The organism is Pseudoxanthomonas sp. JC1303, from assembly GCF_058448525.1.
In genome coordinates this window covers 448,312-460,951 of record NZ_CP185958.1, presented here as the reverse complement: position 1 = coordinate 460,951, position 12,640 = coordinate 448,312, and the positions used below count along the sequence as shown (strand labels likewise).

Genomic DNA, 12,640 nt, shown 5'->3' with positions numbered 1-12,640 from the left:
ATACCGAAGCTGTGAGCGCGGCGCGAGGCGGCGGCTTCAGTCCGGCTGGCGTTGGGCCGCCAACCAGGCCAACTCGGCGGCCGCGGCTTCGGCGCAGCGCTGCTCGATGCGCCGGTAGGCGGCCAACACCTGCAGCCCGAACGGGGTGAGCACGGCGCCGCCGCCACCCGTGCCGCCCTTGTTCGCTTGCACGACCGGCTCGCGGAAGACCTGGTTCATGGCGTCCACCAGATCCCAGGCGCGCTTGTAGCTCATGCCCATGCGCCGCCCGGCGGCCGAGATCGAGCCGGTGTCGCGCACACCTTCCAGCAGCTCGGCCTTGCCCGGCCCGAGCGCGGTCGCTGGGGTGAGCATCAGGCGTAATTTCAGGGGCAGCGGGGAGACGGAGGCAGGCATGGTGCAGATCCGGCGGCAAGGCCCGCGGCAGCATAGCCGAGGCGCCGCCGCCGCCCTGCCGCGCTGCTAGGCTGTGGATCCCATCCGACGGCGAGGCCAGCATGGCATCCGACCCGATCACCGTGGTGCTGGAACAGACCGGCGACTACGCCTTCCATGTGCGTTTTGAAGGGCTAGAGGCGGAGCTGCACACCGACGAATCCCCGCCGCTCGGACGCGGTGAAGGGCCCAATCCCGCGCGCCTGCTGCTGGCGGCCATCGCCAACTGCCTGTCGGCCAGCCTGGTGTTCGCCTTGCGCAAGTTCCACAACACGCCCGGGCCGCTGCGCGCCACCATCACCGCCGTGCCGGTGCGCAACGCACAGGGGCGCGTGCGGATTCCGCAGGCGCAGGTCGTCCTGGAGCTGCCGGGCCTCAATGCGGACTACCAGCACCTGGAGCGGGTGCTGGACACCTTCGAGGACTTCTGCACGGTCACCCAGAGCGTGCGTGACGGCATGGACGTGGAGGTCACCGTGCGCGATGCCGCCGGCCATGTCTTGCACGGCCAGGCGCAGGCGGGGGAGGCCGGGGCATGAACGCGGCGCAGGCACTGCTGGTCGCCTGCCCCCACTGCCACGCACGCAACCGCGTTCCCGCCGCGCGGCTGGCGCAGGCCCCCACCTGCGGACGTTGCCACCAGGCGCTGTTCACCGGGCGTCCGGTCGCGCTGGATGCCGCGCATTTCGACACCCACGCGCGCGACAGCGACCTGCCTCTGCTGGTGGATTTCTGGGCCGACTGGTGCGGGCCGTGCAAGATGATGGCGCCGCACTTCGAGGCCGCCGCCGCGCAGCTGGAGCCGCGCCTGCGCCTGGCCAAGGTCGATACCGAGGCCAATCGCACGCTGGGTGCGCGCTTCGGCATCCGCAGCATCCCGACCATGGCGCTGTTCCTGCACGGGCGCGAGCTGGCGCGCCAGTCCGGCGCCATGCAGGGTGCCGACATCGTGCGCTGGGCGCGGGCGACGGCCGGGATCTGACGCGGGGCCGCGCCAGGCCCTGTGCGTCCTGCGCTCAGCTGCCGCCAAGCGCGGCGTTGAGAAGCTCGGCCAGGTGGGTGCCGGCGATGCGGATCTGGCGTTCGGCCACCGGCGTCCAGCGGTCGAAGTAGGCCTGGTCGATCTTCGAACCGGCCGGATACAGCCCGGGCGAGACCGCGATCCGGCAGGAGGCTTCGGCCCACTGGGCGCCGTGCGGCGGCAGGATTGTGCCCTGGGTCGGGGCGGGCGCGGGCAGTGCTTGGATCTGGGCCAGCAGCGCGCCATCGTGCAGCCCGGTGTGGCGGAACAGGCCGCTGTCCCATAGGGCGTGCAGGTTGGTGCCGCGACCGTCGACGTTGACCTGCACCGTGTTGCCGCCCTTGTCCGCCGCGTAGCCAGCGTGCAGCGGCTGGTGCAGGTCGCCGGTGAAGTGCACGACGAACTTCAGCGCCTGCAGGCGCGCGGCGGCCGGCTGGCCGCGGTCGGCCAGGATGGCGGTCTGGCGGTTGAGCGCCTCCACGGCGCAGTTGCCGCCACGGCAATCACGCGGCGGATCGTAGTGGCAGTGATCCTCACCCAGGTTGACGTAATGCCAGGCGGCGGTGCGCTTGCCCAGGTCTGGATCCTGTTCGCGCAGGTCGTCGGCCCAGCTGGCAATACCGCCCAGGGTAGCGCCGGGCTCCTGGGCGAGCAGGGCATCGATCTGCCGGCGGGCGGCGGGGGTGAGGTCGGCATCGGCCAGTTCGGCCACCAGACGATGGCCGGTGTGGCCCCAGGCCAGGGCTTGCAGGGGCGCGCAGGCGGTGGCCAGCGCGAGCAGCGCGGCCAAGGGCCGAGCGAGGAAACGATTCACGAACAGGCGGTCCAGCAACGGAAACGGCCAGCGATGATACGCCCGGCCCCTCGTGCTGCGGCCCGGCGCTGCGCTCAGAAATACCAGAGGTAGGACACCCCGAAGAACAGCGGATCGACCTGCGCGCGACCGGCCTTGTGACCGAGCAGCTCCAGGTCCGGGCCCATGTCGATCCAGCGCACGTCCACCCGGACCGCACCGCGGCTGCCCAACGCGAAGTCGATGCCGGCGTGGGCGGTCAGGCCATAGGAATCGCGCAGCGACAGGTCGGTGCCAGACAGCGCGCCCTCGTTCTGCTCGTCAAGGAACGTCGTGTAGTTCAGCCCCAGGCCAACGAAGGGCGACACATCCCCACTGCCGTTGAAGTGGTACTGCACCGTGAACGTCGGTGGCACGGCGATGAAGCTGCCGACCTGTTCCCCTTCCCATTCGAGGTCGCGGCGCCCGCCCAGTGGCAGGGCCAGCTCCAGGCCCAGATTCTCGCGGACGAAGTATTCCCAGGTTGGGGTGACGGCGGCCGTGTTGCCGACCTCGAGCGAACCCCCGAGCACATGGGCATCTCCACCGCTGGACCACACCCCTTCCAGCCCGAGACTGGCGGTGCTGTGGCCGGCCGCCTGGGCGAAGGCGGCCGGGACGGTGCAGCAGGTCAGAACGAGAGCGGCCAGGCCGCGACGGATTGGGAAACTCCCCGGTGGTGAAGACGTGTCACGGAAGTGCGTCCCGCCTCGTGATCCGTCCCCGCCTTCCTGGCGGTCCACCGACACCCGCAATCCCTGATGCCGCGAGTGTGCCGGAGCCCGCGCGATCGCGCGCGGACCAGGGGCTCAGAAGTGCTTCACCCAGGCCACGCCGTAGACCAGTGGGTCGATATGCGCGGTGCCCAGGCTGGCGCCATCGACATGGACCTTGGTATCGATGTCCATCCAGCGCGCATCCACGCGCAGGGCGCTGCTCGGGCTCAGGGCGAAGTCCACGCCGACATGGGCGGCCAGTCCCCACGAATCATCGAGCTTCAGGTCGGTGCCGGCCAGGGCGCCGGTGGTCTTCTCGCTGAAGAACGTCGTGTAGTTCAGGCCCGCACCGATGAACGGCGACACCTTGCCCGCGCTGTTGAAGTGGTATTGCAGCGAGACGGTCGGCGGGAGGTGCTTGGTGCTGCCCACGCGGCCGAGCCCGGCGATGTTGATGTCGTGTTCGAACGGCCAGGCGGCCAGCACTTCCAGCCCCAGGTTGTCGGCCACGAAGTACTCCAGGCTGACGGTGGGCTTGGTGTCGCTGCCGATCTCCAGCGGCAGGGTGCCGCCGGCGAGGCTGCCGTTGTCCGACTTCGGATTGACCTGGTGGACGCCGACGCCCAGCGCCCAGTCGCCGCGCTGTTGGGCATCGCTGTTGAAAGCCGTACCGCCCAGGGCGAGGGCGGCGAGCAGGGGGAGGGTGAGGGTGCGCATTGCAAGGGTCCTGTTGGAGAAGTGCGCGCAGTGTCCGCGCAGGTCCCCGGGTGCGCCTTGATTGCAATCAAGGCACGGAGCGCCATGATCGCGGCGGTGCAGTGCCTCCACCGCGCTCCCCCGGGCCATGACCGGCTGCCAACATGGCGCGCTGCTAGAATGCGGGTCCCTTCAACGCTGCGCCGCGCCGTTGCGTGCGGCTTACAGGAGTCCCCCAGCAATGACCATCAAGGTTGGCATCAACGGTTTTGGCCGCATCGGCCGCAACGTGCTGCGTTCGGCGGTGCAGAACTTCGAAGGCGACATCGAGGTCGTGGCCATCAACGACCTGCTGGAGCCGGACTACCTGGCTTACATGCTGCAGTACGACTCGGTCCACGGCCGTTTCAAGGGCACCGTGTCCGTCGAGGGCACCACCCTGATCGTCAACGGCAAGAAGATCCGCCTGACCGCCGAGCGCGATCCGGCCGCGCTGAAGTGGGACGAGATCGGGGCCGAGGTCGTCATCGAATCGACCGGCATCTTCCTGACCAAGGAAGGCGCACAGAAGCACCTGGATGCCGGCGCCAAGAAGGTCATCATGTCGGCACCGTCCAAGGACGACACGCCGATGTTCGTCTACGGCGTCAACGACAAGGCCTACAACGGCGAGACCATCATCTCCAACGCCTCGTGCACCACCAATTGCCTGGCACCCATCGCCAAGGTGATCAACGACAAGTGGGGCATCAAGCGCGGCCTGATGACCACCGTGCACGCCGCCACCGCGACGCAGAAGACCGTCGATGGCCCGTCCAACAAGGACTGGCGCGGCGGCCGCGGCATCCTGGAGAACATCATTCCTTCGTCGACCGGTGCGGCCAAGGCCGTGGGCAAGGTCATCCCCGCGCTCAACAAGAAGCTCACCGGCATGAGCTTCCGCGTGCCGACCTCGGACGTGTCGGTCGTCGACCTGACCTGCGAGCTGGAAAAGCCTGCCACCTACGACGAGATCAAGGCCGAAATGAAGGCCCAGTCCGAGGGTGCGCTGAAGGGCGTGCTGGGTTACACCGAGGACAAGGTCGTCGCCACCGACTTCCGCGGCGAGACCCGCACCTCGGTGTTCGACGCCGAAGCCGGCATCGCCCTGGATTCCACCTTCGTCAAGCTAGTGTCCTGGTACGACAACGAGTGGGGCTACTCAAACAAGTGCCTGGAAATGGTCAAGGTCGTGGCAGCCAAGTAGGCCGCTGCGGGTTGGAACAAGACGGGCGCCGCAGGGCGCCTGTCTTGTTCTGCACGAGTTGTTTCATTCCGCCTTGATTGTCATGTCATCGCCGCTGCCGGTCACTACCACACGACTTCCTTGCCCAAGCCCCTCGACCTCGGTGCTCGATTTGGCAACAGCGATCTTGCTTTTGTCGTCGAAGCCGATTTTCAGCATGTAGCGTTTCGACGGGCCGACGCCGACGATCTTGTCGGTGACGCGGTCAGCGACATACTCACCGGCCAGCATGCCAACGGTGACGCCGGTCCCACTCTTCAGCTTGCCGCCGATCTTGGTGGTGGCCAGAGCGCCCATCATTTGTCCCGGCAGCTTCGACATGTCGCGCCAACGGCTGTTTTTCTCTGAGATATCAGAGCCCTTGTTCTCAATCGCCCGCACTTCCAATATCTCACCGTGTCGGGTCTGGGCGAAAGCGGTATTGCAGATCAAGAGGCAGGCCACGAGCAGGGACGCGCCGAGGCGCTTATGCCAGGTCATTGCTTCCATGCGTTGTTACTCCTTGTGGTTGTCGTGTTGATAGGTTTCACGGCGCCTCAGGCTTTCCCCACCTGCGGAAATAAGGCTTGCAGTTACTGCCACGGAAATCGTAGCGGCGGATGATGCCCTGCACATCTGCGATGAAGGTGACATTGCACTGCTCGCTGAGTGGGTGGTAGGTCTTTTCGACGTGTTGTACCTGCTCGAAGATTGGCATGGACGCCACGCCCCCCCCGCCCGGCGTCATGCCGATGATGTTGCCCGTGTTCTCGGTCCAGTAATTGAAGGTGTAATGGGCGGGAATGGCAAAGTAATAGGTGTATGCCGTCTCGTGGGTCTTGGCATTTTCAGAGGTCGAGAACCTGACGTCGTCACTGACTGGCCACTGCATGAGCAGGTCTGCTGCCTCATGCCCGATCCAGGCAGTGGCGATTTCCTCAGCGGAAGTGAACAGGCCGGCGTGGGCCGCCACTGGCATGCCCATCAGCGCAGCTAAGACCCCTCGGGTCAAGAGAGATGCCCGCGTGGAAAGTTTGGTGCGGGATAGCAGCATTGTGTCGACGTCCGTGTTGGCTTTTTTGCGGTAGGCGCGCTAGTGGCGCGACCTTGCGCCCGTTGGTGTGCTTTCCATGCTTTTTTATCATGCGCGGTAAAGGTCGGCAATTCACAACTCAAGGGTTGTGCGCGGTGCCGCTGAAGTGGGCTGTCGATAGCGTTATATTGATGCCACGTGCCTGCGGACCCGAACGCTGGCGGGGATGGAAGGATTCGGGGATCGTCGTTCAAGGAGAACAACCAATGCAGAACAACAAGTCTTTGTGGCTGGCGGCATGCGCGCTGGCGGTTTCGATGTGCGTTGTCGCGCCGGCTCACGCGGGCTGGCCCTTCAAAAAGAAAGATGCGGCGCAGGCCGAGCAGGCCGAGCAGGCTGCGTCAGAAGCGGACGGCAAGCCCAAGGGGCATCCGGCCTGGATGAACGATCAAGGCGAAGTCATCAAGGCCTCTGACGCCGAAGAGGGCTACGGGCAGAAGGTCAAGGGTATCAACGACTGGGAGGGTGAGATCACTGGGAAGCCGGCACCCGGGAGCAAGTTCACCGAGCTCAAGATCGGCATGCCTGTGAAGCAGGTGACCGACATCGTGGGGCAGCCAACGGATCAAGGCGTCTACGCAACCGGAAAGGCCTGGATCCCGTTCTATCATGGCTCTGGTCGTACAAGGATTGAGTACGTCTACAAGGGGCAGGGGCGCCTGATCTTCGACGGAAAGGGGGGCTTCGACAGCGGCGCCAACCTGGTGTGGATCATCAATAGCGCGAACGAAAGCGGTTACCGCGAGTAACTGTCGTTCGATCTGCTTTCTGGTAAAGCCCCGCGCCGTGTCGCGGGGTTTTTTCTTGCGTGGAACATCAGGATGCCCTGTGTTTGCCGCCTCACGCTCCAGCGCGGACAATGAGGGCCTGATCCCTGCACAGGAACCCCCATGACCATCCTCCGCATGAGCGACCTCGATCTGTCCGGCAAGCGCGTGTTGATCCGCCAGGATCTCAACGTGCCGATCGAGAACGGGCAGATCACCTCCGAGCAGCGCATCACTGCCTCGGTGCCGACGCTGAAGGCCGCGCTTGAGCAGGGGGCGGCGGTCATGGTGACTTCCCATCTGGGACGCCCGAAGGAGGGGACCTGGAGCCAGGAGGAGTCGCTGGCGCCGGTCGCCGAGCGCCTGACGGCCTTGTTGGGCGTGAAGGTGAATCTGGTGCGTGATTGGGTGGACGGCGTCGAGGTCGAGCCGGGTCACGTGGTGCTGCTCGAGAACTGCCGCATGAATGTCGGCGAGGCCAAGGACGACGAGGCCCTCTCGAAGAAATATGCCGCACTGTGCGACGTGTTCGTCATGGATGCTTTCGGTACCGCGCATCGCGCGCAGGCCTCGACCCATGGTGTCATCAAGTACGCGCCGGTCGCGGCGGGTGGCCCGCTGCTGATGGCCGAGCTGGATGCGCTGGACAAGGCCCTGGCCGATCCGGCCCGCCCCCTGCTGGCCATCGTCGCGGGCAGCAAGGTGTCCACCAAGCTGGAGCTGCTCTCGAACCTGGTCGACAAGGTGGATCAACTCATCGTGGGCGGCGGCATCGCCAATACGTTCATTGCCGCGGCGGGGCATTCGGTCGGCAAGTCGCTGTGCGAGCCGGACCTGCTGGAGACCGCGCGCAAGATCGTCGCCGATGCCAAGGCGCGTGGGGCCGAGATCCCCCTGCCGACCGACGTGGTGGTTGCCAAGCAGTTCCTGCCCGATGCTGCTGCCACGGTGAAGTCGCTGGACGCGGTCGAGGAGGATGACCTGATCCTGGACATCGGCCCGGACACCGCGCAGGCCTATGCCGATCGCATCGCAAAGGCGGGCACGGTGGTCTGGAACGGTCCGGTGGGCGTGTTCGAATTCGACGCCTTCGGCAAGGGGACCGAGACCCTGGCGCGCGCGATCGCCGCCTCGTCTGCGTTCTCCATCGCCGGTGGCGGCGACACCCTGGCGGCCGTCGACAAATACGGCATCGCCGAGGATGTGTCCTACATCTCGACCGGTGGCGGCGCGTTCCTCGAATTCCTCGAAGGCAAGACCCTGCCGGCCGTGGCGGCGCTGGACGCGCGCGGTTGATCTCGGACCGGCCCGGCGCGTTTCCTCGTCGGGTCGGTCGCGCTGCGGTCCCTTCTCAAGCGAGCGTCATCCATGCGGTCTTTCCCGATTGTGTTCTTCGACCTGGACGGCACCCTGGTCGATTCCGAGCCCGGCATCATCAACGGCATCCAGCACGTGTTCTCCTCGCTTGGGCGCCCCGTGCCAGAGGCCAAGGCATTGCGTTCCTGGATCGGCCCGCCGATGCGCGACAGTTTCCAGGCAGCCTTCGCCGACGAGGCGCTGGTGGCTCAGGCGCTGTCGTTGTATCGCGCCCGTTACGACACGATTGGCTGGACCGAGCTAACGGTCTATGCCGGCATCCCGGAGCTCATCGGCGCGCTGCATGCGCAAGGGCGCAGACTGGCCGTGGTGACCTCGAAAAACGAGCGCTCGGCGCGCCAGATCCTGTCCGGGCTCCCATTAGGCGCCTGCTTCTCGGACATCATCGGCGCCAGCGACGACGGGTCACGACGCTTCAAGCCCGATCTGATCGCCGAGGCGCTGCGGCGCCTGGAGGCCGAGTCAGGGCAATGCGTGATGATCGGGGACCGGCGCATGGACATCGACGGCGCCAACCACCATCACATGCGTAGCATCGGCGTGCTTTGGGGATTTGGTGATCGCGACGAACTGGAGCAGGCCGGTGCAGGCGCCGTCGTGAGCAGTCCGGCAGCGCTTCAACAACGCTTGGTCTGATGGCGCATCGCGTCCCGCGCGGGCTGCCGGGAGTTCGCGCAGTAAGATGCCAATAAAATACCATTTGGGAGCGGCGGCGTGACTTGCCTGATTCCATTAAACCCATTTCAGATCAATGAGTTGAATCTAGGTGCTTGATGCGCTCCGGTGGCGTGTGCGGTCTTGGTTGCATCGCACAAGCGGACCACAAGCAGTCCTGTGATAGCGTTTACCGCTTCGGAGGACATCATGAACACGACACAGCAGCGCCGCACCAAGATTCTTGCCACTCTCGGGCCCTCAACCGACGCACCTGGCGTACTGGAAAAGCTCTTCCGGGCTGGGGTCAACGTGGTCCGCCTGAACTTCTCCCACGGATCGCCCGATAGCCAGCGCCAGCGCGCCGAAGCGGTGCGGGCCGCCGCTGCCGCGGTCGGCGCCGAGGTGGGCATCATGGCCGACCTGCCGGGGCCCAAGATCCGCATCGAGCGCTTTGCCGCCGGCAAGGTTTACCTGAAGGCGGGCGCACGGTTCGATCTGGTCGCCGAAGCCGATGCGCCTCCAGGCGACGAGCAGCAGGTCGGTGTGAGCTACTTGGGGCTGCCAGGCGATGTGGCGCCGGACGATGTGCTGCTGCTGGACGACGGCATGCTCCAGCTGCGGGTCAAGCAGGTTCAGGGCCAGCGGATCATCACCGAAGTCCTCAACGACGCCGCCCTGAGCGACCGCAAGGGCCTGAACAAGCAGGGAGGCGGTCTGTCCCTGGGCGCGCTGACGCCGCACGATCACGACCTCATCAAGGTCGCGGCCGACATCGGCGTGGATTTCATCGCCGTGTCCTTCTGCCGCAATGCCGCGGACATGGAAGAGGCGCGGGCCAGCGCCCGCAAGCACGGCAGCGATGCGCACGTGGTGTCCAAGGTCGAACGTGCCGAGGCGATCGCCAATCTCAAGGAAGTCGTCGGCGCCAGCGACGTGGTCATGGTCGCGCGTGGCGATCTGGGCGTGGAGGTCGGCGATGCCGAGTTGCCCGGCCTGCAGAAACAGATCATTCGCGAAGCGATCGAGCAGAACAAGGTCGTCATCACCGCGACCCAGATGCTGCAGTCCATGGTCGAAAGCCCGCTGCCTACGCGCGCGGAGGTCATGGACGTGGCCAATGCCGTGATCGATGGCACCGACGCGGTGATGCTGTCCGGGGAAACGGCGGCTGGGCAGTATCCCGTGCTTGCCGTCGAAGCGATGGCGCGCATCTGCGTGGGCGCCGAGCGTTCCTTCGCCATGGATACCGATTTCGAGGCCGCCCAGCGCAACCTGCAGCGGGCCGACCATGCCATCGCCATGGCCACGATGTTCCTGTCCGAACACATCGGCCTGGGCGGCGTGGTGGCGCTGACCGAGTCCGGCGGGACGGCGGGCTTTCTGTCGCGCTTCCGCTCCTCGGTTCCGGTCTATGCCTTCTCACGGCACGACGCCGCGCGGCGCCGCATGTCCATGATGCGCGGCGTCACGCCGATCGCCTTTGACAGCCGCGGCATGGTCCCGCGCGAGGCGGCACGTGCCAGTATCCAGATGCTCGTCCAGAGCGGCCTGCTGGCCGCGGGCGACCGGGTGGTGTTCACCAGCGGCGAGCACATGGAAACCCACGGTGCGACCAACACCCTGCGCCTGCTCGAAGTCGGCGCCGATGGGCGCGCCAGCGGGCTGGGCGAGCTGTAATCCGCCCCGCTTGCGTCCGCTTGAGCGGGCGCCGCTGCGGACGGGTCTGGCGATGGCGGCCGCTATAATCGCGGCCTTTCCCGCTGTCGTGACAGGATCTCCATGAGCGTTGAAGAGCTCGCAGAAACCGCGCTCGCCCTGGTCTCGCCAGGCAAGGGCCTGATCGCCATCGACGAGTCGTCGAACACGATCGCCAAGCGGTTCGCCAGCGTGGGTATCGAGAACAGCGCGGAGCATCGCCGCCGCTACCGCGAGTTGTTGATCACCACGCCGGACCTCAATGCGTCCATTTCCGGCGCGATCCTGTTCGACGAGACCATCCAGCAGTCCACCCGGGATGACGTCCCGTTCGCGCGTTACCTGGCCGACCACGACATCATCCCCGGCATCAGGGTCGACAAGGGCGCCGTACCTCTGGCCGGCTGCCCGGGGGAGCTGATCACCGAGGGGCTGGATGGTCTGCGCGATCGCCTGAAGGCGTACTACGCGCTGGGCGCCCGGTTCGCCAAATGGCGGGCGGTGATCACGATGGGTGACGATATTCCTTCCGGAACCTGCCTTGAGACCAATGCGCACGCGCTGGCCCGGTTCGCCACGCTCTGCCAGGAGCAGGGGTTGGTGCCGGTCGTCGAGCCAGAAGTGCTGATGGATGGCGATCACGACCTCCAGACCAGCTACGAAGTGACCGAGGCGATGCTGCGCTCGCTGTTCGGCGCGCTCTACGACCAGAACGTCCTGCTCGAAGGCACGATCCTCAGGGCCTCGATGATCTTGCCGGGCAAGTCCTGCGACGAGCAGGCCAGCGTCGAAGAGGTCGCCGAAGCTACCGTGATGTGTCTGAAAAGCACGGTGCCGGCGATCCTGCCGGGTGTGGTGTTCCTGTCGGGCGGTCAGTCCGACCGTGATGCCACGGCGCACCTGGATGCGATGAACCGCATGGGCAAGCTGCCCTGGGCGCTGAGCTTTTCCTATGGGCGTGCGCTGCAGCAGGCCGCGCTGTCGCATTGGTCCAAGGACTTGGCCGGCAACTTCGCCAAGGCCCAGTCCATCGTCGCCAAGTGGGCACAGGCCAACAGCCAGGCCGCGCTGGGGCAGTGGAACGGCTGAGCCCTGCAACGTCGGCCCAATCTGTCAGGTCGAGATAGACGACAACGCCGGCGGAAGCCGGCGTTGTCGTGTGTGGCTGAAAGACCTGGGAGGCTTGTGCCTGCCTGCCTGCCTGCCGCTCTGCGTCGGCGTCTTAGCGTAGGCCTGACAGGCGCATGTAGCCGTCGATGATCTCCTGGCCCCAGAAGAACACGATCCAGCCGGCGATGGCGAGGTAGGGGCCGAACGGGATCTGGGTGGAGCGATCGCGACCCTTCAGGGCCAGCCAGGCGCCGCCGATGACAACGCCAACCACTGAGGAGAATAGGATGGTCGGCAGGATGCCGGTCAGTCCGGTCCAGGCGCCGATGGCGGCCAGCAGCTTGAAGTCGCCATGGCCCATGCCTTCCTTGCCGGTGAGCTGTTTGAACAGCCACCACACCGACCAGAGCGAGACGTAGCCGGCGATCGCGCCGAGCAAGGCAGGCTTGGGCTGGACGTAGAGATGCTCGAGGCTGGCGATCAGGCCCAGCCACATCAGCGGCAGGGTGAGGTTATCGGGCAGCAACCGCGTTCGCAGATCGATGCCGGACAGCGCGACCAGGAAGCAACTCAACAGCGCAGCGCCGAAACCCTGCCAGCCGAAGCCGAATCGCCAGACGCAGACCAGCGCCAGCACGGCGACCAGCAGCTCCACGGCCGGGTATTGAACCGAGATCGGCGCATGGCAGTGGCGACAACGTCCGCGCAGCGCCAGCCAGCTGAACAGCGGGATGTTCTCGAACCAGGACAGCTTGTGCTTGCAGTGCGGGCAATGCGACGGCTCCACCACGATGCCCGGCGGGGGCGGGTCGTAGATCTCAGGCTGCTCCAGGATCTCGTTGGCGTCCTGGCGCCACTGCCACTCTAGGCGGCGCGGCAGGCGCAGGATCACCACGTTGAGGAAGCTGCCGACCATGAGGCCGAGCGCCCCGGCGACCGGATAGCCCAGTCCGGGGTGTTGATCAAGGAACGACATC

At 66.1% G+C, this 12,640-nt stretch carries 15 protein-coding genes; 8 read left to right on the top strand and 7 right to left on the bottom strand.

Going from position 1 to position 12,640, the window contains the following annotated elements; translation table 11 throughout:
• Window positions 1-36 precede the first annotated feature (36 nt).
• Entirely contained in the window at window positions 37-396 is a 360-nt protein-coding gene (locus ACORQU_RS02175) for a winged helix-turn-helix domain-containing protein (protein ID WP_271644997.1), read from the bottom strand.
• 101 nt (window positions 397-497) lie between these two features.
• On the opposite strand from ACORQU_RS02175, the gene ACORQU_RS02170 reads away from it, so the two are divergent.
• Together ACORQU_RS02170 and trxC are read left to right on the top strand one after the other, a co-directional pair.
• A complete protein-coding gene (locus tag ACORQU_RS02170) occupies window positions 498-974 on the top strand; it encodes an OsmC family protein (RefSeq protein WP_491643096.1) in 477 nt (158 codons plus the stop codon).
• Entirely contained in the window at window positions 971-1,417 is a 447-nt protein-coding gene (gene trxC / locus ACORQU_RS02165) for a thioredoxin TrxC (RefSeq protein WP_491643094.1), read from the top strand. The genes ACORQU_RS02170 and trxC overlap by 4 nt, the downstream gene beginning before the upstream one ends.
• Before the next feature lie 34 nt (window positions 1,418-1,451).
• Here trxC and ACORQU_RS02160 read toward each other — a convergent pair whose 3' ends face one another.
• The 3 genes from ACORQU_RS02160 to ACORQU_RS02150 all read right to left on the bottom strand — a co-directional run bounded on the left by ACORQU_RS02160 (window position 1,452) and on the right by ACORQU_RS02150 (window position 3,721).
• Complete coding sequence (locus ACORQU_RS02160; RefSeq protein WP_491643092.1) at window positions 1,452-2,270, bottom strand: S1/P1 nuclease; 819 nt, start codon at window positions 2,268-2,270, stop codon at window positions 1,452-1,454.
• 74 nt (window positions 2,271-2,344) lie between these two features.
• Complete coding sequence (locus ACORQU_RS02155; protein WP_491644921.1) at window positions 2,345-3,031, bottom strand: OmpW/AlkL family protein; 687 nt, start codon at window positions 3,029-3,031, stop codon at window positions 2,345-2,347.
• A 66-nt stretch (window positions 3,032-3,097) separates the two neighbouring features.
• Entirely contained in the window at window positions 3,098-3,721 is a 624-nt protein-coding gene (locus ACORQU_RS02150) for an OmpW/AlkL family protein (protein ID WP_491643091.1), read from the bottom strand.
• A gap of 220 nt (window positions 3,722-3,941) precedes the next feature.
• Here ACORQU_RS02150 and gap point away from each other — a divergent pair, with 220 nt between their 5' ends.
• Entirely contained in the window at window positions 3,942-4,946 is a 1,005-nt protein-coding gene (gap, locus tag ACORQU_RS02145) for a type I glyceraldehyde-3-phosphate dehydrogenase (RefSeq protein WP_491643089.1), read from the top strand.
• 63 nt (window positions 4,947-5,009) lie between these two features.
• Here gap and ACORQU_RS02140 read toward each other — a convergent pair whose 3' ends face one another.
• Window positions 5,010-5,474 carry a hypothetical protein gene (locus ACORQU_RS02140; protein WP_491643088.1) on the bottom strand — a complete coding sequence of 155 codons (465 nt, stop codon included), beginning with the start codon at window positions 5,472-5,474 and terminating at the stop codon, window positions 5,010-5,012.
• 37 nt (window positions 5,475-5,511) lie between these two features.
• Complete coding sequence (locus tag ACORQU_RS02135) at window positions 5,512-6,018, bottom strand: hypothetical protein (RefSeq protein ID WP_491643087.1); 507 nt, start codon at window positions 6,016-6,018, stop codon at window positions 5,512-5,514.
• Between the two features lie 245 nt (window positions 6,019-6,263).
• Here ACORQU_RS02135 and ACORQU_RS02130 point away from each other — a divergent pair, with 245 nt between their 5' ends.
• The 5 genes from ACORQU_RS02130 to ACORQU_RS02110 all read left to right on the top strand — a co-directional run bounded on the left by ACORQU_RS02130 (window position 6,264) and on the right by ACORQU_RS02110 (window position 11,642).
• Window positions 6,264-6,806: a hypothetical protein gene (locus ACORQU_RS02130; RefSeq protein ID WP_491643086.1), complete on the top strand. Its 543-nt coding sequence runs from the start codon at window positions 6,264-6,266 to the stop codon at window positions 6,804-6,806.
• 141 nt (window positions 6,807-6,947) lie between these two features.
• Window positions 6,948-8,120: a phosphoglycerate kinase gene (locus ACORQU_RS02125; protein ID WP_491643084.1), complete on the top strand. Its 1,173-nt coding sequence runs from the start codon at window positions 6,948-6,950 to the stop codon at window positions 8,118-8,120.
• 72 nt (window positions 8,121-8,192) lie between these two features.
• Window positions 8,193-8,837 (top strand): HAD hydrolase-like protein, encoded by a 645-nt coding sequence (locus ACORQU_RS02120; protein ID WP_491643082.1) that lies wholly within the window; start codon window positions 8,193-8,195, stop codon window positions 8,835-8,837.
• A gap of 228 nt (window positions 8,838-9,065) precedes the next feature.
• Window positions 9,066-10,535 carry a pyruvate kinase gene (gene pyk, locus ACORQU_RS02115; protein ID WP_271645009.1) on the top strand — a complete coding sequence of 490 codons (1,470 nt, stop codon included), beginning with the start codon at window positions 9,066-9,068 and terminating at the stop codon, window positions 10,533-10,535.
• 102 nt (window positions 10,536-10,637) lie between these two features.
• Window positions 10,638-11,642 carry a class I fructose-bisphosphate aldolase gene (locus tag ACORQU_RS02110; protein WP_491643080.1) on the top strand — a complete coding sequence of 335 codons (1,005 nt, stop codon included), beginning with the start codon at window positions 10,638-10,640 and terminating at the stop codon, window positions 11,640-11,642.
• Between the two features lie 133 nt (window positions 11,643-11,775).
• Here the strand turns inward: ACORQU_RS02110 and ACORQU_RS02105 are convergent, their stop codons facing one another.
• Entirely contained in the window at window positions 11,776-12,639 is an 864-nt protein-coding gene (locus ACORQU_RS02105) for a prepilin peptidase (RefSeq protein WP_491643078.1), read from the bottom strand.
• Window position 12,640 lies beyond the last annotated feature (1 nt).

Coding starts and splice junctions, on each gene's coding strand:
- ACORQU_RS02175 (WP_271644997.1), bottom strand. CDS start 396: ATGCCTGCCTCCGTCTCCCCGCTGCCCCTGAAATTACGCCTGATGCTC.
- ACORQU_RS02170 (WP_491643096.1), top strand. CDS start 498: ATGGCATCCGACCCGATCACCGTGGTGCTGGAACAGACCGGCGACTAC.
- trxC (WP_491643094.1), top strand. CDS start 971: ATGAACGCGGCGCAGGCACTGCTGGTCGCCTGCCCCCACTGCCACGCA.
- ACORQU_RS02150 (WP_491643091.1), bottom strand. CDS start 3,721: ATGCGCACCCTCACCCTCCCCCTGCTCGCCGCCCTCGCCCTGGGCGGT.
- gap (WP_491643089.1), top strand. CDS start 3,942: ATGACCATCAAGGTTGGCATCAACGGTTTTGGCCGCATCGGCCGCAAC.
- ACORQU_RS02140 (WP_491643088.1), bottom strand. CDS start 5,474: ATGGAAGCAATGACCTGGCATAAGCGCCTCGGCGCGTCCCTGCTCGTG.
- ACORQU_RS02135 (WP_491643087.1), bottom strand. CDS start 6,018: ATGCTGCTATCCCGCACCAAACTTTCCACGCGGGCATCTCTCTTGACC.
- ACORQU_RS02130 (WP_491643086.1), top strand. CDS start 6,264: ATGCAGAACAACAAGTCTTTGTGGCTGGCGGCATGCGCGCTGGCGGTT.
- ACORQU_RS02125 (WP_491643084.1), top strand. CDS start 6,948: ATGACCATCCTCCGCATGAGCGACCTCGATCTGTCCGGCAAGCGCGTG.
- ACORQU_RS02120 (WP_491643082.1), top strand. CDS start 8,193: ATGCGGTCTTTCCCGATTGTGTTCTTCGACCTGGACGGCACCCTGGTC.
- pyk (WP_271645009.1), top strand. CDS start 9,066: ATGAACACGACACAGCAGCGCCGCACCAAGATTCTTGCCACTCTCGGG.
- ACORQU_RS02110 (WP_491643080.1), top strand. CDS start 10,638: ATGAGCGTTGAAGAGCTCGCAGAAACCGCGCTCGCCCTGGTCTCGCCA.
- ACORQU_RS02105 (WP_491643078.1), bottom strand. CDS start 12,639: ATGTCGTTCCTTGATCAACACCCCGGACTGGGCTATCCGGTCGCCGGG.